Source organism: Pseudomonas sp. AL 58, assembly GCF_036348395.1.
Lineage (GTDB): Bacteria > Pseudomonadota > Gammaproteobacteria > Pseudomonadales > Pseudomonadaceae > Aquipseudomonas > Aquipseudomonas defluvii.
Map to the genome: position 1 here is coordinate 364,528 of NZ_JAZBQR010000005.1, position 23,579 is coordinate 388,106.

Below are 23,579 nucleotides of genomic sequence, written 5' to 3' on the forward strand. Positions count from 1 at the left end.
GGCATCGACCCGCAAGCGGCGCTGGGCGACGCGCTGAAACATCAATGAAAGTCCCGGCTGCGCACGTCCAGCCCGCTCAACAGCGGGCTGAGGTCTTCAAGGCGTCGGGCAATCACATGGCGCACCCCACTCTCGCACTCCAGCCGCCCCACCACCCGCAACAGCAGTGCCCCCACCAAGATGCGGCGCTGACGCTCGGCCAGCGTGCGCCAGACCACCACATTGATCATGCCGAACTCATCCTCCAGGGTGACGAAAGTCACCCCACTGGCGGTCTGCGGTCGTTGTCGTCCGATGACAATACCGGCGACGCTGACCTTGTCAGCATGAGCCAACTCGACCAGCCGCTGCGAACTGCGACAACCCAGGCCTTCGAGGCGACGCCGCAGCAAGGCCAATGGATGCGGCCCCAGGGTCGTGCCGGTGCTGCTGTAGTCGGCGAACAGGTCCTCACCCAAGGTTGGCGCGGGCAAGGCCACCGCCTCGTCTGAAGGCGCCGCCAGCCCGGCGAACAACGGCAACTGGGCCTGAACCGCCGCCACTTCCCAGCGTGCCTGGTAACGGTGCCCGACCAGCCCCTGCAAGGCTCCGGCATCGGCCAGCAACTCACGTGCGCGTGCATCCAGACCGGCCCGCAGGCTCAGATCGCTGACATCGGCCCATGCCTTCACGGCGCGCGCCTGCTCAATACGCCGGCCATCTTCCTCACGAAAGCCTCGCACCTGACGCAGCCCCAGACGAATCGCCAAGGCATCATCGGTGACCGGCTCCAGGCTGCAATCCCAGTTGCTGTGGCACACATCCACCGGGCGAATCTCGATGCCATGTCGCCGCGCATCCTGAAGAATCTGGTCCGGGCTATAGAAGCCCATCGGCCAACTGTTGATCAACGCGCAGGCATAAATAGCGGGCTCATGGCACTTGAGCCAGCAACTGGCGTAGGTCAGCAAGGCAAAGCTGGCCGCATGGGACTCGGGAAATCCGTAACTGCCAAAACCCTTGATCTGCTCAAAGATCCGCGCAGCAAAGGCCTCGGTGTAACCGTTGTCGAGCATGCCGCGGGTCAAGCGCTCACGGTGCGGCTCCAGCCCGCCATGACGTTTCCACGCGGCCATCGAGCGACGCAGTTGATCGGCCTCGCCCGGGCTGTAGCCTGCCGCGACGATGGCCAGTTCCATGACCTGCTCCTGGAACAGCGGCACGCCAAGGGTGCGTTCAAACACCTTCGCCAGCGCGGGCGAAGGAAAATCGACAGGTTCTTCGTTGTTGCGGCGACGCAGGTAGGGGTGGACCATATCGCCTTGAATCGGCCCGGGGCGAACAATCGCCACTTCAATGACCAGGTCATAGAACGTCTTCGGCTTGAGCCTCGGCAACATGGCCATCTGCGCCCGCGACTCGATCTGGAACACGCCGATGGTATCGGCCCGACCGATCATGGCATACGTCGCTGCATCCTCGGGAGGCACCGTGGCGATGCTCAAGCGACGCCCACGATGGCGCTCAAGCAGGTCAAAACACCGACGCAAGGCGCTGAGCATGCCCAAGGCCAGGATATCGACCTTGAGCAACCCGACCAGGTCGAGGTCGTCCTTGTCCCACTGGATCACCGTACGGTCTTCCATGGCCGCGTTCTCCACCGGCACCAGGCTGTCCAATGGCTGCTCGGAAATGACAAAACCGCCCGGGTGCTGGGACAAGTGCCGGGGAAAGCCGATCAAGGTCCCCGTCAGTGCCAGTACCCGGTGCAACAACGGGCTTTCAGGGTCGAAACCCGCTTCACGCAGGTGCTCGGCCGACGGCACACGGTCACTCCAACGGCCACAGCAATCAGCCAATGCGTTGATCTGATCGGGCGGCAACCCCAGCACCCGAGCAATATCCCGCACGGCACCGGCGGCATGGTAGGTGCTGGCCACGGCCGTGAGCGCTGCGCGATGACGCCCATAACGACGAAACACATACTGCAGCACCTCTTCGCGGCGCTCGTGTTCGAAATCGACATCAATGTCCGGAGGCTCGTTACGCTCGCGGGAGAGGAAACGCTCGAACAACAGGTGCGAGGTCATGGGGTCCAGTTCGGTGATACCCAGCACGAAGCACACCACCGAGTTGGCTGCCGAGCCCCGCCCCTGGCAGAGGATGCCCTGCTCGCGGGCAAACCGCACGATGTCATGGACCGTGAGAAAGTACCCTTCGTAACCAAGCTCGGTGATCAGGGCCAGTTCATGCTCCAGCATGCCACGGGCCTTGTCGTCGACACCCTCAGGCCAGCGCCAACGTAGACCGTGCTCGCACAACTGACGTAGCCAACTGGTCGAGGTATGGCCGTGCGGCACCACTTCCCGAGGGTACTGATAGCGCAATTGACCGAGGTCGAACTGGCAGCGCTCGGCGATTTGCACACTGGCCTGGAGCAATTCGGGTGGGTACAACTCGGCCAGGTGCTGCAACGGTCGCAAGTGTCGCTCGCCATTGGCGAACAGACGGTGCCCGGCCTCGGCCACGGTCGTGTGATGGCGGATAGCGGTCATGCAGTCCTGCAAGGCCCGACGTCCACGGGCATGCATATGCACATCGCCACAGGCGACCGCAGGAATGCCGGTCTCAGCGGCCAACGCCAGCAGGTTCGCCAGCCGCTGGCGGTCATCCGGGCCACGGTGCAACTGCACCGCCAGCCACAGGCGCTCAGCAAACACTTCACGCAACCAGTGGCCGTTACTGGCGTCACGCTCGTCATCCGGTACCCACAACGCCAGCAGCCCCGGGAAAGGGCTGTTGAAGTCATCGCGGTACAGGCAGTACTCGCCCTTCTTTGCCCGACGACGCCCCAGGGTGATCAGCCTGCACAGGTGCTGATAACCACATAGGTCCTCCACCAACAGCACCAGTTTCGGGCCATTTTCCAGGCGTATTTCGCTGCCAATGATCAGTGGGAGGCCACTGTCCTTCGCCGCCTGCCAGGCCCGCACAATACCGGCCAAGGTACATTCATCAGTGATCGCCAGAGCCTGGTAACCTTGCTGGCGAGCACGCGCGAACAGCTCCTGCGCACTGGAGGCGCCGCGCTGGAAACTGAAGTTCGACAGGCAGTGCAGTTCGGCATAAGCAACGCTCATGCGAACCAGCCTTGCAACCACAGCACGCGACTGTCGCCGACATTGCGGTAGGCCCAGCCGCGCTGGCCGCTGGCGGTTTCAATCAGGTAATAGTCACGGCGTATATCGTCACCGTCCCACCAACCGGACTCGATACGTTCAGGCCCGGCCAACACCTGCAAACCCTCAGGCAGCAACGCTTGCGGCTCGGCCAACAACCAGCCAGGACGCGGTGCAGCCGGCAGCGACACGTCAGCCGAACGCCCTTCCCCTGAGTACCAGGCGCACTCGGGACGGTGGTCAGCCTGCACCTGCAGCGTCCCTACGGCGTCATCACCAAGGCGCGCACGCAACCGCTCGCGCAACTGCTCCCATGGCTGGTACTGCTGCGGCCGGGCTTCGAAAAGCTCTGCCAGCGGCGGTACGAAACGTGGCAAATCCTCAGCCAGCAAACGCAGATTACGCACAGGGGCCGCAAGCTGCAGCGCCTCCAGCCGCCCACGGGCCAGCTCGAACAACATGCCCGCCTCACGCTCAGCCGCCAGCAAGCCGACCACCACGCGGGTGTCTTCGACCTCGGCATGCTCCAGGTGCAGCGTAAAGCGCTGAACCCCCACATCCCGTCCGACCAGGAACACCGCCAGATCGTTGATCAACCGGCGCAAGGGAAACAACAGCGCCTGATGGGATTCAACATCGAAATTCAGCTCCAGCCGCGCATCGAAACAGTCTGCCGGCATGTAGCACGTCAATGCCATGGCCCGCAGACCCAGCAGCCGATCCAGATGCAACTGCACCGGTGCGGCGAAACGTCGGGCCAACGCATCACGCGGCAGCGCCAGCACCTGATCCAGGCGGCGCAACCCCATGCGCACAAGCGCCGTGGCGGCGTCCGGCGCTAGACCGATACGCTCAACGGGCATCCGCACCAAGGCGGCGCGGGTTTGTTCGGGGCAGAAAGCGGCCAGCCCGTCATGCCCATTGGCAAGCATCCGAGCGGCTACCGGGTTGCTGGCCAGCACGATCCGATGGCGAAAACCGAGGGCCGTCAACTCCTCACGCAAGCGCGCCTCAAACACAGGCCAGGGCCCGAACAGCCCCAGGCTGGACTCGACCTCCAGCAACAGGGCTCGGGGGTAATCCAGGCTGACCTGCGAGCTGAAGCGGTACGCCCAGGCCGCAAGCAATTGCTGCAAGTGTTCCGTGGCTGCGGGGTCATGCTCAACACACGTAAACCCCTGGGCCAGGGCTTGCGCTGTACTCAGCGTTTGCCCCGCACGCAAGCCAAGGGCATGGGCCGCCGGGTTGACGGCCTGCAACACCCGGCGCTGGCTAGGACCGCTGATCAATACCAACGGTGCGTCGGGATCATTACGCCCGCGCAGTACACCATCGAGTGCCAGCTGCGGCAGCAGGATACAGGCCCAGAGCATGCTGCATCAGCCTCGCCAGCACGCAGCAATGGGGGCTGCCGGAGCCCGTCCGCCACGGCACTTGAGCACCCGCCACTGCGCTGGCTGGCAATCGACGGCAATACGCAAGGCCGCCGGTGAAGGGTTCAACGCCGCGTGTTGAGGGCGACAGGCGAAGGCCAGGGCCTGGCCCGTTTCGGCAGCGACCTGCAAACGGCGCAGGGCTCGATCATCGGCATGCTGCGGCCAACACAGCACTGCGGCGCAACTGCCCGAGCGCAAGCATTGCTCGGTGGCCCAGAGTGCCTCGCTCGGGTCGGCCTGCACCAGCGACAGCCAGCGCAAGTCGACACCAGCGGCCTGCCAGGCAGGGGCATACGGGATATAGGGTGGCGCTACCAGCACCACCCGCTCGCCGCCTGTGGTCAAGCGCGCCAGGCTCGGCCAGAGCAACTGCAGCTCGCCACTGCCAGCGCTCGCCAGCAGCACTTCGGTCAGCGCCCCGGACGGCCAGCCAGTATCGGGCAAGGCTGCATCCAGCGGCGCATGCCCGGTGGGTTGTACCTCACGCGGCGGGGCAACCGGCCGCCCTTTCCAGACCTGGCGCGTGTCCAGCAGCCCGTCGAGACTGACGACGGCACCCATTAGCCACGCCTCAGCAGGCCGCAGAACACACCTTCGATCACCAGCTCATGTTCGGGGCCAACGTCAATCGGCGCATAGGCCGGGTTACGTGGCAACAGGCGGTAATGCCCATCGGCACGCTGGAAGCGCTTGATGGTCACCTCACCGTCCAGGCGGGCAACCACGATCTGCCCGTCACGGGCATCGGCTTGTTGTTTGATGCCGACCAAATCGCCATCGAAGATACCGTCGTCAATCATCGAGTCACCACGCACCTTGAGCAGGTAGTCCGGGGTACGGCTGAACAACTGCGGGTCCAGCAGCAATTGCTCATGAATATCGATATCCGGGCCAATCGGTCGCCCGGCCGCCACCTGCCCCAGCACCGGAATTTCCAGCACCTCGGGCCGACGCAACACACCGGCCAGGCGGATACCGCGTGCCTGGTTCGGCGTGACCTCGATCAGCCCCGCCTCGCAGAGGGCCTGAATGTGTTTACGCGCCACACTGCGCGAAGCAAAACCAAAGGCCTGGGCGATATCGGCCAGGCTCGGTGGCTGACCGTGCTCGGCAATGCGTTCACGGATGAAGGTCAGGATGGCGGTGCGTTTGGGCGATAATCTAGTCATGGAGTACATTTGTACTCTTTTCGTAAAACACTGACCAGCCCCATTGATCGCCCCAAGGCGAAATGAGTCCGTTATGATCGTCGCCATCAGACCTGTAGCGGAAACCCACCATGCTCAATGCCCTGCTGTTCGACCTCGACGGCACCCTGACCGATACCGACAAGCTGCACTTGCTGGCCATGCAGCAGTTGTTGCTCGAAGAAGGCCGGGTCTTTACCGAAGAAGAGTTCGATGCGCATGTCAGTGGCCGAGCCAATGCCGATTTGTGCCGCTACCTGTTCCCGGAACGCTCGGTTGCCGAGCACCGGGCCTTCGCCGAGCGCAAGGAGGAGCGCTTTCGCGCCTTGTCGCCGCGCCTGCAACCGACACCCGGTCTGTCGCGCCTGCTTGCACATGGCGAGGCTGCCGGCCTGGGCATGGCCGTCGTCACCAATGCACCACGGGCCAATGCCGAGCACATGCTCGCCGCCATGGGTATGGCCGGGCGTTTTCGACATATCCTGGTGGCCGAAGAGCTGCCCTGCGCCAAGCCCGACCCCCTGCCCTATCTCACCGGCCTTGAGCGCCTGCACGCGCGCGCCGAATACGCATTGGCGTTCGAAGACTCGATTCCTGGGGTAACGGCAGCCAGCAAGGCCGGCATTTTCACTGTTGGCCTGAGCACCAGCCAACGGCCAGAGGTGCTGCTAGCCGCTGGCGCGCAACTGGTGGTGGAGGACTTCACCGATGCCCGCTTGTGGGCATTGATTGACGGGATGTCCAACCAGGCCCAGTGACGCCGGTAGCTTTTCTTGCCACTTGGCGTCAGGCAATACACACCACCCCGAGGGCCGGTACAGAACGCCCCGCTGCCACACGCGCAGCCATCGTTGCACAGGACGCGCCAGTGCGCAGATAGCCGAAGGTTGCTCGACGTGATCCTGATGTACATACCGATCTTCGAGCTGGCCTCGAGCATTCACTGGCCAGGAAGCCCGCGACACCGACCGCTACATATCAAAACGATCCACCGCCCGCCGCCGCTCGTTGTCGTCGCGCATGTCATAGTTGGCAGTGGTCTGGATGTTGCTGTGGTGCGCAAGCTTCTGGGCAATCGACAGATCGTGCTCTTCGATCACCCGGGTAATGAACGAGCGGCGAAAATCGTGGGGCATGATCTTCACCCCGACCTGCTGCCCCCGCTGGCGGGCGATGTAATAGATCGCATGCTTGGTGATACGTTCGCGGGTGATATGGCTGCCACGTCGTATGCGGTTGAACAGGAAGTCGTCATCGGCCTGCCCTTCCGGCAGTTGCGAGCGACGAAAGGCCAACCAGGCATTGAGCCTGTCGAACGCCCAGGCCGGCGCATACTTGATCAGTTGTTTGTTGCCTTTGCCCAGCACCTGCAGGCTGCGCTCGGAAAAGTCGATCTGCGAGAGTTTCAGATCGACCGACTCGGACTTGCGCATCCCTGTGCCATAGAGCAAGGCAATTACCGCTGCATCACGTAACCCTTGTGGGCGTGGGTCAGCGGCGCACACCTCCATGAGCTCGCGTATCAGGCTGCGCTTGAGGTTACGCCCCACGGGCAGGCGTACACCCTGGGTGGCTTTCACCGTGCGAATTTTCAGCAGCTGTTCGTGGCTGATCAGGCTCAACCGCCAGGCCTCGTTCATGACGCCCCGTACCGCATTGACATACAGCGATGAGGTGTTGGGGGTAAAACCGTCGGCACGCAGCGCCGCCACCAGCGCGGTGACATGTGCGGGGTCGAGCAGGTGCCAGGGTACCTCGGCAATGTCGCAATCCTCAAAGCCGAGCCGGTCGGCAGCATCCTGCAGGACGTACTTCATGGTCAACTGGCTGGAAGGCGCCAGACGCGCAAGGTATTGCAGCAGCGGGTTGTGCAGTGAATCGGGCAAAACGGGAGGTCCTGTAGCAGCGCCAGCATGGTCCGAGGCCAGAGCCAGGTCATTGATTGCCAAGCATTTTGACCTGGCACCGGGCGGATGGTAACTCATCCCGCGTAACGCTGCTGCCAATAGCCGACAAGCCCTCCCATCATGGAAACCGATACCCCGGTCGAGCAGTCGGCCTCAGGACAAACCAACAAACCTAATGGGACTTGAGTTTCTGGAACGACAGGTTCATATCCGAGGCCCACGTATCCAGTACGACCTTGACATCGTCCGGGACCAATACCTGTTTTTCATTCTCCAGGGGTTTGCCGCTGCCCTTGCGCACGACCTGAGCCAGTACCTTGTTATTGCCCCCGTCGAGAAATGCCGCTTCGGTGGCGATCTCGGTTTCCTGGTCACGGATTCCCGAAGCGGTACTCACGGCAGCAGCCACCAAGGCGATCGGAATCACTTCATACGGTTTCAAGCCTTCGGTCTTGCTGCTGACCGCAGTGATTGCCGGCCTGACGACAATAGTTCCTGGGCCAGGCCCCTTGGCAAGCGGCATCGATTTGCTGATTTCTCGCTTGAGTGCTGCGTCATAGTAGCGGGTAATCCCTTGCAGGGTACTTTGCGGTATACGCTCGGTCGCCTGTGGCTTGGGGTAGAACTGGCTGGGCTCGATGTAGACGCTCGTGTAACGGCCAACCTTCAGGTCAGGGTCCACCCAGCGCATCACCGTTGCCCCGGAAGGCGATGTGTTCTCAGTCAAACGGCTGTAATCCCTGAGAAAACCGGAATATTGCTCCGGTTCGACGACTTTGCTCGAACAGCCGGACAGAACAAGCCCGCTCAGGCACAGCGTACCGACGATCAACGCTCTTTTCATGCTCTCGCTCCATGGCGCGCAAAGGAAGGCTCTGTAGGTATAGGCTAGAGTTGCGCAGGCATCCAACAAAACGAGGCAGCATGGCATTTCACAAACTGGCACACACTCATCCACGCTTGAGCGCAGCGGCTCTACTGGGCGCTATTGCAGGCATACTGATTCCCGCACATGACCTGATCCAGCACATCTTGATTGGCTGGAACATCGGTGTCTGGTTCTACCTGGCACTGGTGCTCTGGCTGACCCTGCGAGCCAACCCGGAACGGGTTCGCAAGGTGGCCAGCATCGAAGACGAAAATGCCGGGTTGGTACTGTTCACCGTGAGTATCGCCGCCATCGCCAGCCTGGCCGCCGTCACCCTCGAACTGGTCGGCAGCCGGGGCCTGGAGAATGGCCAACAGCTGTTGCGCTATGCCTTCACCGGGCTCACCGTAAGCGGTTCATGGCTGTTGATCGGCACTGTCTTCAGTCTGCACTATGCGCGGCTGTTCTACACCGATGAGGCAAAGGCACCCTTGTTGCGTTTTGCCGATGGCGAATGCAACCCCGATTACTGGGACTTCCACTATTTCTCATTCACCCTGAGCGTGGCCGTACAAACCGCCGATGTCGGCGTCGCCGGGCGTGAGCTGCGCCGCGTGGTATTGGCGCACTCACTGATCGGCTTTCTCTTCAACACGGCCATCCTGGGTTTCACGATCAATATTGCTGCCGGCTTACTGAGCTGACGGGCCCTGCCCCTCAAGCGCTTGCACCGCACAGCGGGCAATGCGCTGGCAGGCCAACACCAGTCGTTGACTGTCCAGTACCAGGCCCAGGCGCAGATGCCCGGCGGCACTGGGGCCGAATGCATCGCCGGGCAACACCGCCACACCATGCTCCTCCAGCAGGCGCTCAGCGAAGGCCCGTGCACTCAAGCCGGTTTCACGGATATCGATCATCACGAACATGCCGCCATCCGGCTTGTGCACACGGATTCCCGCACAGCCTTCCAGGCTAGTGCACACCCGGTCACGCCGCTCGCGGTAGGCTTCGCGCATCTGCACAAGCTCTGGCAGTTCGTGCTCCAGGGCCACCCGAGCCGCATTCTGGATGAAGTCCGGCAGGCCATAGAGCATGCACAGGGCCAAGTGCGTCAAGTGATCGGCCAGGGCTGGCGGACCGATCATCCACCCTACCCGCCAACCGGACATGGCATGGGACTTGGAGAGGCTGTTGATTGTCACACAACGCTCAGCCATACCCGGCAGGCTCGCCGGGCTGACATGTTCGCCGTCATACAGCAATTCGCTATAGACCTCGTCGGAGATCAGCCACAAGTCATGCTCAATACACAGCCGCGCCAGGCGCTCCCATGTGGCCCGTGGCAGGCTGGCGCCTGAAGGGTTGTGCGGGCTATTGATGAGCAGGGCACGCGTGCGCGGGGTGATCAACGCCCGGACATCCGCCGGCTCAATACAAAACCCCTTTTCAGGCTTGACCGCGACGGGCACCACCTTGGCCCCACAAGCACCGAACACCGCGTCATAGGTGACATACATGGGTTCGGCGACAATCACCTCATCCCCGGGATCGAACACGCATTGGGCCACGCCGTACAGTGCACACTGTGCTCCGGCCAGCACGACGACTTCTTGCGCATCCACCGCTCGCCCGCTGAGCCGTGCGTGTCGGCGGGCAATGGCCTGGCGCAAGGCCAGGCTGCCACGCACATCCGAATAATGAGTGTCGCCTGCTGCGAGGCTGTCGACCGCCGCCTGGACAATCGACTTCGGTGTGTCGAAATCAGGGTCGCCAACCGACAGCAACAAAATGTCACGGCCTTGCTGCTGCAGTTCCAAGGCTCGGTAATGAATGTTCCAGACGGCAGCACCATCACCGGCTATACGTTGGGTCAGGGTTGAATACTGCATGGAAGGCTCCTTGACTGATGGCACACCTCGGGCGTACCGCTGGTCAGAAACCTCCAGGCGGGCATCCCAGCCGACTGCCGGTAAAAATAGCAGAATGCCGTGTGCCTGGCGGCTCAACCCCCAAAGACAAACGTTTGCGTTGAAAAACTATCCGAACGAAGGGCCATGACCAGGGTCAAAAAACCGGTGATAAACCGCGTTCAGGTCCCGGACAACGTCCCAGTGAATGCTATGGTTAGGGACGCGCTGTACCCTGAGAAATAGCCAACACACCGTGTGACGCTGAAAATCAAGGAGACCAGCATGAGCAAACTGACGTTTCCAAACGCCTGTCAGGTAATGCGTTGGCATTTCCATCCATTAGGCTTTGAGGCAAGCATGAATGCGCCCAGCAGCATGGTAGCCCGCCTGTTTGACCGCGCCACGGGCGAAACCTTGCTGGCAATTACCGGCATTCCTTGCGCCACCGTGATGCAGGCTACTGATGTCGAGTTGATCATCGAGGCCGTGGAGGCCAAGCTCGATGCCTTTGCACCGTCCAGCACCTTGCACTCGGCATGACAGCTAGGCCGGTACACCGGCCTGGCTGGCCGACTCGATTCTGGCAATGAAGTCTTCGGCGGACTGCGGCTGACCCAACAGATAGCCCTGCAGCGAGTCACAGCCCAAGCGCGTCAGGAAGTCCTGTTGCCGATCGGTTTCCACCCCTTCGGCAACGATGCGCAAGCCCAGCGCCTGGCCCAACGCAACAATTGCCGAAACAATGGCCGCATCGTCGCCATCTTGTTCCAGATCACGCACGAAACCGCGGTCGATTTTCAGCTCGTTGGCCGGCAGCCGCTTGAGGTACATCAAACTGGAGTAGCCCGTGCCAAAGTCGTCGATCGACAAGTCCACACCCATGTCCGAGAGCTGCTGCAATACCAGCAAACTGGCATCGGCATCACGCATGGCAGTGGTCTCGGTAATCTCCAGCGTCAGGGTATTGGGCGGCAAGCGATGCCGTGCCAATGCCCCGGCAACGCTCTCGACCAGGCTGGCATGGCAGAACTGGATCGCCGACAGGTTCACGGCGATACGCCAATCGGCATAACCCTGATCGATCCACAGGCGCATTTGTCGGCACGCTTCATTCAGCACCCAATCCCCGATGGGGATGATCAGGCCGGTCTTTTCCGCCAGCACAATGAAACGATCCGGCAACAACAGTCCGTGCTGCGGATGCTCCCAACGCAGCAGGGCCTCCGCGCCAATGGGCTGGCACTTCTGGGCATCGAACTTGGGCTGGTAGAAGAGACGAAACTGCCCCTGCTCCAGCGCCATGCGCAGATCCTGAAGCAATTGCAGCTGCAAGCGGGCATTGCTGTTCATCGATACATCGAAAAAGCTGTAGCCGTTCTTGCCCGCGCTTTTGGCGTGGTACATCGCCGCGTCGGCATTGCGCAGCAGCTCGTGCTGATCGGTGCCGTTGCCGGGGTACAGGGAAATGCCGATGCTGGCGGATACCTGAAGGTTTTGATCGCTGATGCGAAACGGTCGCGATATCAGGTTGACCTGCTTGGTCGCGACACCCAGGGCATCATCCGGCTCATCCAGCTCTACCAGCAAGACAAACTCGTCGCCGCCAATACGCGCCAGGGTATCCTGGCTGTGCAGGTGCCCGCGCAGACGCAAGGCAACCTCTTTGAGCAACTGGTCCCCCGTATGGTGGCCGAAAGCATCGTTGACCGGCTTGAAGCCATCAAGGTCAATAAACATCAGGGCAAAGCAGCCGCCCTGCTCCGCCACCTTGCTGATGGCCTGATCGATCCGGTCGGCCAGCAAGGTACGATTGGGCAGCCCGGTCAAGGTGTCATGCAAGGCCAGTTGGGTCAGTTCCTCGTTGGCCAGCGTCAACGAGCGCGCCAGTTCAGCCGTGCGCGCTTCCAGGCGCGCATCCAGCACCGACGTCAACAACGCCACGGCCAATACTGCCAGGGTGGTGATCAACACCAGATAATCCAGACCACTGCCGCTCAGACCGCCCTGGGCACCACAGAAACTGCCATCGGCGAAGTTGGCCGCGGCCATGCCGGTGTAGTGCATGCCGACAATGGCAATCCCCATCACCACGGCGGCACAGCCTCGGAACTGACGAACATAAGGCGTGTGCAGGCGCAAGCGAAATGCGATCCACAGCGCCGCCGCCGATGCGCCCCCGGCGATCAGCAAGGAGGCCACGAACAACACGGGGTCGTACTCGATGCCCGGCTGCATGCGCATGGCCGCCATGCCGGTGTAATGCATGCAACTGATGCCGGCACCCATGATGAAGGCACCCAGCCCCAACGTACGCCAAGGCAAGCGCGGCTGGCTGACCAGCCAGAGGGCGAAACCCGACGACAACACCGCAACCAGCAATGACAAGGCCGTCAAGGTGATGTCATACCCCAGCGGGATCGGCAGGCTGAAGGCGAGCATCCCGATAAAATGCATCGACCAGATACCAAAGCCCATGGCCATGGCCCCTCCGCCCATCCACAGGTGTACCGCACGCCCCTTGGCCGTCGCGATGCGGCCGGAGAGGTCAAGCGCGGTATACGATGCAAGGATGGCCACACACAGGGAAATCAATACCAGCGAGGGGGAGTAACTACCAATCAACATGAGGCCTTTGACAACCGGGTTGGAGGACCTGTGTTGAGGCCCGATAAAACCGATGATTGTACTCAAGCTTTAGCGAAACGCACGGAGTTTCAGTGGGTACGTTCCAACCTGCGCGGGCTGCGGCACCGTGCCAAAGCGGGCACCGTACCGCCACCCTCGCTGACAGAACCGTCAAGGCTGCGGGGCGAACGCCGTCTGTGTGTCCCAACCACCACCCAGGGCCGCGATCAACTGCACACTGGCCACCAGACGCCCCTGCAACAAGGTCAGCACACTGCGCTCATTGCTCAAGGCCGTGGCCTGCACATTGACCACATCCAGGTAGCCAATCAAGCCGGCCTTGTACTGATTATTGGTCAAGCGTAACGACTCGCGAGCCGAGGCCAGCGCCTCGTTACGTACCTGGGCCTCATCCTCATACACTTTCAACTGCACAAGGTAGTTTTCCACCTCACGAAAACCGTCCAGCACCGTTTGCCGGTACTGGGCGACGGTCTGGTCATAGACCGCTTCGGTACGGTCGACTTCAGCGGCGCGCTTGCCGCCGTCGAACAAGGTCAGGGCCAGTTGCGGCCCGACCGACCAGAAACGGTTCGGCAGGCTGACCCAATCATTGAAACTGCTACTGCTGTAACCACCACTGAGGCTCAGGCTCAGGTCGGGGAAGTAAGCCGCCTTGGCCACGCCAATACTGGCATTGGCAGCCATCACCTTGCGTTCAGCCGACGCGATGTCGGGACGACGCTCCAGCAGTTGTGACGGCAAGGCCAGCGGCACCTGAGGCAACGCCGGGATGCGATCGCTCGCCGCCAAGGCAAACTCAGAGGGTGCCTTGCCAAGCAATACGGCAATCGCGTTTTCCAACTGGGCACGCTGCCAGATCAGATCGATCAGGTCAGCCTGGGTAGTTTTCAACTGGGTTTGTGCCTGAGCCACGGCATCCTTGCCGGAGATGCCGGCACGGTACTGGTTCTCGGTCATTTTCAGCGAACGCTGGTAAGCCTCGACAGTCGCCTCAAGCAGGCGTTTTTGCTCATCCAGCACCCGCAGTTGCAGGTAATTCTGCACCAGCTCCGACTGCAGGCTCAGACGAATCGCCGCCATATCGGCCAGGCTCGCTTCAGCACTGGCCTCGTTGGCGGCCAACTCCTCGCGCAGCTTGCCCCACAGATCAGCCTCCCAACTCACGCCCAGTTGGGTGCTGTAGGTATTACGGATACCACTGCTGTTATTGCTCAGGCTCGAGCTGCTGCTACCGGTGCCCTGGCTTGAGCGCGTCTTGCCGGCGCTCAGGTCAATGCTGGGAAACAGCGAGCCGCGAGCACTGCGCACCAAGGCCTGGGCCTGACGGTACTGAGCCTCATACTGGGCGACCGTCTGGTTATTGGCATTGAGTTGCACGATCAGGTCGTTGAGCAGGCTATCGCCATACAGTTCCCACCAGGCGCCTCGGGCCAATGCATCGGACGGCGTTGCCGGTGTCCAGCCTTCGGCATACTTGAACGGCGCTTGCGCAGGGGTTTCCGGGCGCTGGTAATTCGGGCTCAGGGTACAGGCACTGAGCATCACCAGGCACATGCCGGTCGCCAGCAAGCGCGAGCCTCGAGCGGCCAGCAACTGCTGCAGGGTGCGGTCGGAAAGTAACGGGCGTTGAGTCATAGCGGGGTTTCCAGAGCAGCATCGGTACGCACGCCACGCCAACGGTTGAAGCGATGGCGCAGACGGTCCAGGTAGAGGTAGACCACAGGGGTGGTGTAAAGCGTGAGGATCTGGCTGAAGACCAGCCCACCAATGATGGTCAGGCCCAGCGGTTGACGCATCTCGGCACCCTCGGCACCGCCGAGCAACAGCGGTAGCGCACCGAGGATGGCCGCCAGGGTGGTCATCAGGATCGGCCGCAAACGCAACAGGCACGCGCGACGGATCGATTCTTCAGGGCTCAGCCCGTCATGCCGCTCCAGTTGCAAGGCAAGGTCGATCATCAGGATGGCGTTTTTCTTCACCACCCCGATCAGCAGGAACAGCCCCAGCAACGAGATCAGGCTGAACTCGCTGCCCACCAGGTACAACGTGAGCAAGGCGCCGACCCCGGCCGACGGCAGCGTCGACAGAATGGTCAGCGGGTGAATGTAGCTTTCATACAGAATGCCCAGCACCAGGTACACCGCCAGCAGTGCGCCGAGGATCATGAACGGCTGGCCTTTCTGGCTTTCCTCAAAGGCATTGCCGGTACCGCCCAGCTTGGCGATCACCTCTTCGGGCAGGCCGACCTTGGCCACTGCACGCTCCACGGCGGCCATGGCCGCTTCCTGGCTGTAGCCTTCAGCAATATCGAAGGCGATGTCTTCAGAGGCGAATTGCCCTTCATGACTGACCCGGTCGCTGGCCAGGCTGTTTTCATAGCGGGCAAACGCCGACAGCGGCACGCGCGCGCCCGCCGCTGTGATCACCTGCACCTGCTCCAGGGTACGTGGGTCCTGGGCGTACTGCGGGTTGACCTCCATCACCACCTGATACTGGTTCAGGCTGTCGTAGATGGTCGAGATCTGCCGCTGGCTGTAGGCATTGTTCAGCACCGCAGTGACCATGTTCATGTCGATGCCCAGGCGTTTGGCCTGTTCGCGATCAACCACCAGCGTCACTTGCTGGGTACCGCTGCCTTCACGCGCATCGATCGCGGTGAGCTCTGGCAAGGTCTTCAGGGCGGCAACAACCTTCGGGTACCACTCGCGCAACAAGGCCAGGTCGCCGCTTTGCAAGGTGTAGAGAAACTGTGAAGAGCTCTGCTCGCGCCCACTACCGCCAAATTGCAGGTCTTGATCCGCCATCAGGAACAAGCGCCCGCCCGGCACCTTGGGCATGTTCTTGCGCAAACGTTCGATGACTTTCTGTGCCGAGTCCTTGCGTTCCTTGATCGGCTTCAGGCGTACCAACACCATGGCGTTGTTGATGCCGCTGTTGCCACCGATGAAGCCAGCGACACTTTCCACCGCAGGGTCTTGGAGCAACGCCCGACGGTAGATCTCCATCTTCGGCTGCATGACCGAAAACGACAGGCCATCGTCACCGCGCACGAACCCCATGAGCTGGCCGGTGTCCTGTTGCGGCATGAAGGTCTTGGGCACCACGACGTAAAGGGCAATGTTCACACCGATGGTCAGCAACAGGCTGATGAGTGTCAGCCGACGATGACGCAGTGCCCAGCCCAGGGTACGGTCATAACCGGCCATCATGCGCTGATTGAGTTGCTCGCTCCAACGCTGCAGGCGGGTCTGCTGGCCAACCGGGTGCGGCTTGAGCCAGCGGGCACAGAGCATCGGTGTCAGGGTCAGCGACACCACCAGCGAAACGATGATCGCGGCCGCCAGGGTGATGGAGAACTCACGGAACAACGACTGAACAATGCCACCCATGAACAAGATGGAGATGAACACCGCCACCAGCGACACGTTCATCGACAACAATGTGAAACCCACCTCCTTGGCCCCGAGAAACGCTGCACGCATCGGCGCGATGCCTTCATCGATGTGCCGGGAAATGTTTTCCAGCACCACGATGGCATCGTCCACCACCAGCCCGGTGGCCAGGATCAGGGCCATCAGCGACAGGTTGTTCAGGGAAAAACCACAGAGGTACATGATTGCGAAGGTACCCACCAGCGATACGGGTACCGCCAGGGTCGGAATCAACGAGGCGCGCAGGTTGCCGAGGAACAGGAACACCACCAGGACGACCAGGGCTACCGCAATCAGCAAGGTATGCTCAGCCTCCTTGAGGGTGGCCTTGATCACGGGCGAACGGTCCATGGCCAGGTCCAGTTTGACACTGGCCGGCATCAGCGCTTCAAGGGCCGGCAACTGCTCCTTGATCTTCGCCACGGTCTCGATGATGTTGGCCCCGGTCTGGCGGTTGATGACCAGCAGCACCGCGTCCTGATCATTGAAAAAGCCACTGTTATAGCGGTTTTCCACGCCATCACTGATCTTGGCCACATGGCTCAGGCGCAGCACCGAACCGTCCTGGTAACGGATCACCAGGGGCTCATAATCCTTGGCCTCGTACAGTTGATCGTTAGCCTGGACCTGCCAGTTGCGCGCACTGTCTTCGACGAAGCCTTTGGGACGGCGCTGGTTGGCGTTGGCGATGGTCTCGCGCACCTCATCCAGGGCCACGCCATACTGGTTAAGCATCTGTGGTTCCAGCTCGATGCGCACCGCCGGCAGCGAGCTACCACCAATCTGCACCTCCCCTACCCCGGGCACCTGAGACAGGCTCTGCGACAGGATGGTCGATGCAAGGTCGTACAACTGACCTTTCTGCAACACGCTGGACGTCAGCGCCAACACCATGATCGGCGCCTGGGCCGGGTTGATCTTCTTGTAGGTAGGCATGCTTTTCATGCCGCTGGGCAACAGGTTGCGCGAGGCATTGATCGCCGCCTGCACTTCGCGGGCAGCGGCGTCGATATTCTGCCCTTGCTCAAAGCCAAGAATCACCCGCGTCGAGCCCTGGCTGGACCGGCTGGTCAGGGTGTTGACCCCGGCAATGGCGCCCATCGAGCGCTCCAGCGGGGTCGCCACGGTCGAGGCCATGACCTCGGGGCTGGCCCCCGGCAGGTTGGCCGACACCACGATCACCGGGAAATCGATCTGCGGCAGCGGTGCCACCGGCAGCAAGCCGAAACTCACGCCACCCAGCAGCATGATCGCCAGGCTCAACAACATCGTCGCCACCGGACGGCGGATAAACGGGCCGGACAGGTTCATCGGCGGCAGCTCCAGTCCAACGTCATACCGGCACACCCGCGGCACTGCGACCACTGAAACGCCGCGCCAGCCGATCGAAATACAAGTAGATCACCGGCGTAGTGAACAGCGTCAGCACCTGGCTGACCAACAGGCCACCCACCATCACCAGACCCAGTGGCTGACGCAGTTCTGCGCCAGAGCCAGTAGCCAGCATCAACGGCACAGCACCGAACAGCGCCGCCAGGGTAGTCATCAAAATGGGACGGAAACGCAGTAACGCCGCTTCATAGATCGCCGTTTGTGGATCAACACCGCGGGTACGTTCAGCCTCCAGGGCGAAGTCGATCATCATGATCGCGTTCTTCTTGACGATACCGATCAGCAGGATGATGCCGATGATTGCAATCATCCCCAGGTCATGGCCACTGAGCAACAAGGCCAGCAAGGCCCCGACCGCAGCAGACGGCAAGGTCGAGAGGATCGTAACCGGGTGGATGTAGCTCTCGTAGAGCACCCCCAACACGATGTACATGGTTACCACGGCAGCCAGGATCAACAACAAGGTACTCGACAGCGAGGCCTGGAACGCTTCGGCTGCGCCCTGGAAGCGTGTCTGCACCCCGAGCGGCATGCCAATGTCCTGCTGCACCTGCTCAATCGCCTTGACCGCCTCGCCCAGCGCAACACCGGGCGCCAGGTTGAACGACATCATCACTGCCGGGAACTGGCCGATATGGGCAATTGCCAACTGCGCCTGACGCTGCTCGATACGTGCCAGGCTCGACAAACGGACCTGCCCGCCATCGGCGCTCTTGACGTAGACCTGCTCCAGCGCCTGTGGGCCAAGGGTGGCAGCGTCAGCAGCCTGCAAGACCACACGGTACTGGGTAGCCTGGGTGTAGATGGTGGAAATCTGGCGCTGCCCGAAGGCGTCATAGAGCGCGTTGGTGATGTCGGCAACGCTGATGCCCAGGCGCCCGGTCGCATCGCGATCGATGGCCAGGTACACCTGCAAGCCCTTGTCCTGCAGGTCGCTGGCAACATCAGTGAGTTCCGGGCGCAGGCGCAAGGCATCGACCAGCTTGCCGCTCCACTGCGCCAGCAACTCGGCGTCCGGTGATGACAGGCTGAACTGGTACTGCGTGCGGCTGACCCGGTCTTCGATGCTCAAGTCCTGCACTGGCTGCATGAACAGGCGCATACCGACCAGCTTGTCGACCTCTGGCTGCAGACGCTGGATCACCTGGGCCGCAGTCAGGTCACGCTCATTGTGCGGCTTGAGGTTGATCAACAAGCGGCCACTGTTCAGCGTGGCGTTGTCGCCATCAACCCCGATGTAGGACGAAAGGCTCTGCACCGCCGGGTCCTTGAGGATGATCGCCGACAAGGCTTGCTGACGCTCACTCATGGCGGCGAACGATACCGACTGCGGCGCCTCGGAAATCCCCTGGATAACCCCGGTGTCCTGCACCGGGAAGAACCCCTTCGGCACCATCAGGTACAACACGACGGTCAGGCCCAGGGTTGCCACCGCCACCAACAGGGTCAGCGGCTGGTGACGCAGCACCCACTGCAAACCCTGGCCATAATGACCAATCATCCAGTCGATCCAGGCGCCGCTGGCACGGTAGAAACGGCTCTGCTCCTCTGCCTTGGGTTCACGCTTGAGCAGCCGCGCGCACATCATCGGCGTCAGTGTCAGCGAAACCACCAGGGAAATCAGGATGGCCACGGCCAGGGTAATGGCGAACTCACGGAACAGCCTGCCCACCACGTCGGCCATGAACAGCAGTGGGATCAATACCGCAATCAGGGAGAAGGTCAGCGACACCAGGGTAAAGCCGATCTGCCGGGCGCCCTTGAGCGCAGCCTGCAGCGGCGTTTCGCCTTCTTCGATATGCCGGGAGATGTTCTCCAGCATGACGATGGCATCGTCCACCACAAAACCGGTGGCAATGGTCAGCGCCATCAGCGTCAGGTTGTTGATCGAGAAGCCCGCCAGGTACATCACCGCGAAGGTGCCGATCAATGACAGCGGCACAGTGATGGATGGAATCAAGGTGGCGCTCAAGCGACGCAGGAAGACAAAAGTGACCATGACCACCAGGGCGATGGCGATCAACAACTCGTACTGTACGTCCTTGACCGAGGCCCGAATGGTCTGGGTACGGTCAGTGAGTATCACGACATCAAGGCCGGCTGGCAGGTTGTCGGTAATCGACGGCAGCAGGGTCTTGATCCGGTCGACCACCTCAATGACGTTGGCCCCCGGCTGGCGCTGAATATTGAGCAGCACTGCCTGATTCTGGTTGGCCCAGGCCGCTAGACGCTCGTTCTCGGCACCGTCGACGATCTCGGCAACATCCTTGAGCCGCAGCGGCGCGCCGTTGTTGTAGGCCAGGATCAGGTTGGCGTATTCCTCGGGCGAACGCAGCTGGTCGTTGGCGTCGAGCATCGACACCCGGGTCGGGCCGTCAAAGTTGCCCTTGGGCTGGTTGACGTTGGACGCACCGATCAATGTACGCACATCGGCCAGGTTAAGCCCGGCCGCCGCCAGGGCATCGGGGTTGACCTTGATGCGTACCGCCTGGCGCTGGCCGCCGGCGATGCTGACCATCCCTACCCCGCTGATCTGCGCAATCTTCTGCGCGACCCGGGTATCGACCAGGTCATTGAGCTTGGGCAACAGCATGGTTTTCGAGGTGATGGCCAGGGTCAGCACAGGGGTATCGGCCGGGTTGACCTTGTTGTACACCGGTGGCGCCGGCAGGTCGCTGGGCAGCAGGTTGCTGGCAGCGTTGATCGCCGCCTGCACCTGTTGCTCGGCGACGTCCATGTTCATGTCCAGGCTGAACCGCAGGGTCAGCACCGAAGCACCGCCCGAGCTGGTGGAGGCCATCTGGGTCAGCCCGGGCATTTGCCCGAACTGGCGCTCAAGCGGCGCGGTAACAGCGCTGGTCATCACCTGAGGGCTGGCACCGGGATAGAGCGTCATGACCCGAATGGTCGGGTAATCGACCTGCGGCAACGCTGCCACCGGCAGCAACCTGTAGGCGATAAGGCCCGCCAGCACGATGGCCAGCATGCTCAGTGTGGTCGCCACCGGGCGCAGGATGAACAGCCGCGAGAGGTTCATGCGCCCGCCTTACCCTTGGCACCCTGAGCACCCGGGCGCGCCGAGGCATCCTGCTGCTCCTGCCCCTGCAAGTGCTGGCCGGGGGTCGCAGGCACCTCGGAACTGTCATTGACCACATCCACATCACTGCCATCACGCAAACGGTCGGTGCCTTCCAGCACCACCCGCTCGCCCTTGGCCAGGCCCTCGATCACCACAGTGTGCTCACCATCGCTGGCACCGACCTTGAGTTTGCGGATGCGCACCTTCTTGTCGCCGTCCATCACATACACGAAGGAGCCCTCGGTACCGAACTGAATCGCTGCCGACGGGGCCAACACCACGTCTTTCAGCGTATCGGCCAGCAAGCGCACATTGACGAACTGGTTGGGGAACAACACTTCGTCCTGGTTCTCGAAGCGTGCCTTGAACTTCAGGGTACCGGTCGTGGTGTCGATCTGGTTGTCCAGGCTGCTCAGCACCCCGACGGCCTGCTGCTTGAGATCCCCCCGATCCCAGGCCTCCACCGCCAGCTTGGCGCCACTGCGATAACGCGCAAGCACCGTCGACAGTTCGGCCTCGGGCAAGGTAAAGGCGACGGTGATCGGCTGGGTTTGAGTGATGACCACCAGCGCCGTGGTGTCGTTGGCCGCCACCAGGTTGCCGACATCAAGCTGGCGCAGGCCCAGACGACCACCGATCGGCGCACGGATCTTGCTGAACTCCAGGTTCAGCCTGGCATCGCCAACGGCCGCCTGATTGGTCTTGATGGTGCCCTGATACTGCTCAACCAAGGCCGCCTGGGTATCGAGGGTCTGCTTGGCGATGCTGTCTTCGGCATAAAGGCCCTTGTAACGCTCCAGGTCGATCTGGGCATTTTTCAGTTGCGCAAGGTTCTGCGCCAGGGTGCCTTCTGCCTGTTGCAAGGCGATCTGATAGCTGCGCGGATCGATCTCAGCCAGCAGATCACCGGCTTTCACCTTCTGCCCCTCCTGGAAGTTGACCTTTACCAACTCACCGGCCACGCGGCTGCGCACGTTCACCGTGTTGGTGGCCGTAACCGTGCCCAATGCCTTGAGGTACACCGGAAAATCCGCCACGGTAGCAGGCGCCACACGCACCGGCACCGGCCCACCAAAGGCCCCGAAGCCCGGTCGACCGCCCTTTCCTGGCGCCATACTGGTGTTTTTTACCGGCGTCGAAGGCCACAGCCACCAACACAGGCCGGCGACCAGCAACAGGATCAGCAGGCCAACGAGCCAGGGACGAGGGGAACGGGAAGCAGGAGCATGCATTGGGTGATCGACCATTGTGCGCAGGGATATCTTTTGAGAAGGCTGAACGATAAGCAGATGAGACCGTTAAGCAAAGCGCCTTTACCGGCAATTTACTTAGCGCTGACAGAGGCAAGATGCTGAACTATAAATAAAAACGGCCTGGACGAAGGCCAGGCCGTTACAAACGCTTGCAAATCCATACGCCTTGATCGCCGGTATTACCGGCGATGGCGTCGGATTACTTCAACGTTACTTCAACGCAGCCAGGGCCGCGTCGTAGTTTGGCTCTTCGGCGATTTCCTTGACCAACTCGCTGTGCAGCACCTTGTCATTCTCGTCCAGAACCACTACGGCACGTGCCGTCAGGCCAGCCAGTGGGCCGTCAGCAATGGCCACACCGTAGTTTTCGATGAACTCACGGCCGCGCAGGGTCGAGAGGTTCTTGACGTTTTCCAGGCCTTCGGCACCGCAGAAACGGGCCTGGGCAAACGGCAGGTCAGCCGAGATGCACAGCACAACGGTGTTGGCGACATCGTTGGCCTTGGCATTGAAGGTGCGCACGGACGTGGCGCAGGTCGGGGTGTCGACACTTGGGAAAATGTTCAACACTTTGCGCTTGCCGGCGAAGTCTTTCAGCGACACATCAGCCAGGCCGGCGCCGACCAGGCTGAACGCAGGTGCCTGGGTACCAACCTGCGGCAGTTCACCGTTGACCTGAACCGGATTGCCTTTAAGAGTCACTTGAGCCATGAACGGAGTCCTTATGCGGGAGTTGAGTAAAGGACCAGAGTTAACCACGAAAGTGCCCCGTCACCTATGGGCAGACAAAAATTGTTGAGTTTTCAGACAATTCTTGTAGACAATCTGCAAGCTTAAACCCGGCCCTCGGCATACTGTTCGCCCAATTAGCGGGATTGGTCAAGCGCCCTCAAACACGCACCCTCCTGATGAGAGCAGGCATATCCATTCGCGATGTCGGGCCTGATGCCCCGTTCCGCTTTTACGGCGTGTCACTTTTGTCGGGGCCGTGCTGAAGGGACAATTTGGCAGCGCCTGCAAGTTCAGCGTATGAAAAAGCATCGCCGGCAAGGTTGGCGCCTTGATGGATAACGTCGATTTCCTGCGTGGGCTTTGTTTGTCAGTGCGCGCAGTGGCAGGCGCGGCAGGGTGTCCCTTCAGTAGGCTGAGTGGAGCCGTCGCGTAGTGGGGTGCGAGGCATGGATGCCTCGCAAGCGCTGATGGGCCATGGATGGCCCGTCGGCGCGTCCACGCGGGAGCGATGGCGTAAGGAAGGCACCCGAAGCGCAGCGTAGGGCCGGATGTCGGGACAGGGCGTTTTGCCCACTTT

16 protein-coding genes and 1 pseudogene are annotated in these 23,579 nt (G+C 61.6%); 3 read left to right on the top strand and 14 right to left on the bottom strand.

Annotation, left to right across the window (positions count from 1 at the left end; genetic code table 11):
• Positions 1-41: 41 nt before the first annotated feature.
• Genes UIA24_RS09230 through lexA form a run of 4 tightly spaced genes read right to left on the bottom strand, consistent with a single transcriptional unit; the run spans position 42 to position 5,772 of the window.
• Positions 42-3,140 carry an error-prone DNA polymerase gene (locus UIA24_RS09230; protein ID WP_330522722.1) on the bottom strand — a complete coding sequence of 1,033 codons (3,099 nt, stop codon included), beginning with the start codon at positions 3,138-3,140 and terminating at the stop codon, positions 42-44.
• Complete coding sequence (locus tag UIA24_RS09235; RefSeq protein WP_330522724.1) at positions 3,116-4,531, bottom strand: Y-family DNA polymerase; 1,416 nt, start codon at positions 4,529-4,531, stop codon at positions 3,116-3,118. Before UIA24_RS09235 ends, UIA24_RS09230 begins: the two co-directional genes overlap by 25 nt.
• A 6-nt stretch (positions 4,532-4,537) precedes the next feature.
• Positions 4,538-5,155, bottom strand: coding sequence for a translesion DNA synthesis-associated protein ImuA (gene imuA / locus UIA24_RS09240; protein WP_330522725.1), 618 nt, complete (start codon positions 5,153-5,155; stop codon positions 4,538-4,540).
• Complete coding sequence (lexA, locus tag UIA24_RS09245) at positions 5,155-5,772, bottom strand: transcriptional repressor LexA (protein WP_065757877.1); 618 nt, start codon at positions 5,770-5,772, stop codon at positions 5,155-5,157. The genes imuA and lexA overlap by 1 nt, the downstream gene beginning before the upstream one ends.
• A 101-nt stretch (positions 5,773-5,873) precedes the next feature.
• Between lexA and UIA24_RS09250 the strand changes: the two genes are divergently transcribed.
• Entirely contained in the window at positions 5,874-6,539 is a 666-nt protein-coding gene (locus UIA24_RS09250) for an HAD family hydrolase (RefSeq protein WP_102052132.1), read from the top strand.
• On the opposite strand, the pseudogene UIA24_RS09255 reads toward UIA24_RS09250, so the two are convergent.
• From UIA24_RS09255 to UIA24_RS09265, 3 genes and pseudogenes are all read right to left on the bottom strand, one after another.
• Positions 6,539-6,628, bottom strand: a pseudogene (locus UIA24_RS09255) (hypothetical protein); the annotation flags it as partial. The gene UIA24_RS09250 and the pseudogene UIA24_RS09255 overlap by 1 nt on opposite strands.
• Positions 6,629-6,752: 124 nt before the next feature.
• Positions 6,753-7,598, bottom strand: a complete 846-nt coding sequence (locus tag UIA24_RS09260) for a site-specific integrase (protein ID WP_409277229.1) — start codon at positions 7,596-7,598, stop codon at positions 6,753-6,755.
• Between the two features lie 262 nt (positions 7,599-7,860).
• The gene (locus UIA24_RS09265) at positions 7,861-8,532 is read right to left on the bottom strand and encodes a DUF3313 domain-containing protein (protein ID WP_102052130.1); all 672 of its coding nucleotides are present in this window, start codon (positions 8,530-8,532) and stop codon (positions 7,861-7,863) included.
• An 80-nt stretch (positions 8,533-8,612) separates the two neighbouring features.
• Here UIA24_RS09265 and UIA24_RS09270 point away from each other — a divergent pair, with 80 nt between their 5' ends.
• Positions 8,613-9,260: a DUF1345 domain-containing protein gene (locus UIA24_RS09270; RefSeq protein ID WP_065757873.1), complete on the top strand. Its 648-nt coding sequence runs from the start codon at positions 8,613-8,615 to the stop codon at positions 9,258-9,260.
• Here the strand turns inward: UIA24_RS09270 and UIA24_RS09275 are convergent.
• On the bottom strand, positions 9,249-10,445 hold the full coding sequence (locus UIA24_RS09275; RefSeq protein WP_330522727.1) for a pyridoxal phosphate-dependent aminotransferase: 1,197 nt from the start codon (positions 10,443-10,445) through the stop codon (positions 9,249-9,251). The two genes, UIA24_RS09270 and UIA24_RS09275, sit on opposite strands and share 12 nt — an antisense overlap.
• Before the next feature lie 303 nt (positions 10,446-10,748).
• Between UIA24_RS09275 and UIA24_RS09280 the strand changes: the two genes are divergently transcribed.
• Positions 10,749-11,006 carry a DUF1652 domain-containing protein gene (locus tag UIA24_RS09280; protein WP_330522728.1) on the top strand — a complete coding sequence of 86 codons (258 nt, stop codon included), beginning with the start codon at positions 10,749-10,751 and terminating at the stop codon, positions 11,004-11,006.
• A 3-nt stretch (positions 11,007-11,009) separates the two neighbouring features.
• Here UIA24_RS09280 and UIA24_RS09285 read toward each other — a convergent pair whose 3' ends face one another.
• The 6 genes from UIA24_RS09285 to tpx all read right to left on the bottom strand — a co-directional run bounded on the left by UIA24_RS09285 (position 11,010) and on the right by tpx (position 22,981).
• On the bottom strand, positions 11,010-13,091 hold the full coding sequence (locus UIA24_RS09285; RefSeq protein WP_330522729.1) for a putative bifunctional diguanylate cyclase/phosphodiesterase: 2,082 nt from the start codon (positions 13,089-13,091) through the stop codon (positions 11,010-11,012).
• Between the two features lie 171 nt (positions 13,092-13,262).
• Positions 13,263-14,750, bottom strand: coding sequence for an efflux transporter outer membrane subunit (locus tag UIA24_RS09290; protein WP_330522730.1), 1,488 nt, complete (start codon positions 14,748-14,750; stop codon positions 13,263-13,265).
• On the bottom strand, positions 14,747-17,857 hold the full coding sequence (locus tag UIA24_RS09295; RefSeq protein ID WP_330522731.1) for an efflux RND transporter permease subunit: 3,111 nt from the start codon (positions 17,855-17,857) through the stop codon (positions 14,747-14,749). Before UIA24_RS09295 ends, UIA24_RS09290 begins: the two co-directional genes overlap by 4 nt.
• A 22-nt stretch (positions 17,858-17,879) precedes the next feature.
• Positions 17,880-20,975, bottom strand: a complete 3,096-nt coding sequence (locus UIA24_RS09300; RefSeq protein ID WP_330522732.1) for an MdtB/MuxB family multidrug efflux RND transporter permease subunit — start codon at positions 20,973-20,975, stop codon at positions 17,880-17,882.
• The gene (locus UIA24_RS09305; RefSeq protein WP_330522733.1) at positions 20,972-22,264 is read right to left on the bottom strand and encodes an MdtA/MuxA family multidrug efflux RND transporter periplasmic adaptor subunit; all 1,293 of its coding nucleotides are present in this window, start codon (positions 22,262-22,264) and stop codon (positions 20,972-20,974) included. The genes UIA24_RS09300 and UIA24_RS09305 overlap by 4 nt, the downstream gene beginning before the upstream one ends.
• Before the next feature lie 216 nt (positions 22,265-22,480).
• Positions 22,481-22,981 carry a thiol peroxidase gene (gene tpx / locus UIA24_RS09310; RefSeq protein ID WP_099774504.1) on the bottom strand — a complete coding sequence of 167 codons (501 nt, stop codon included), beginning with the start codon at positions 22,979-22,981 and terminating at the stop codon, positions 22,481-22,483.
• Positions 22,982-23,579 lie beyond the last annotated feature (598 nt).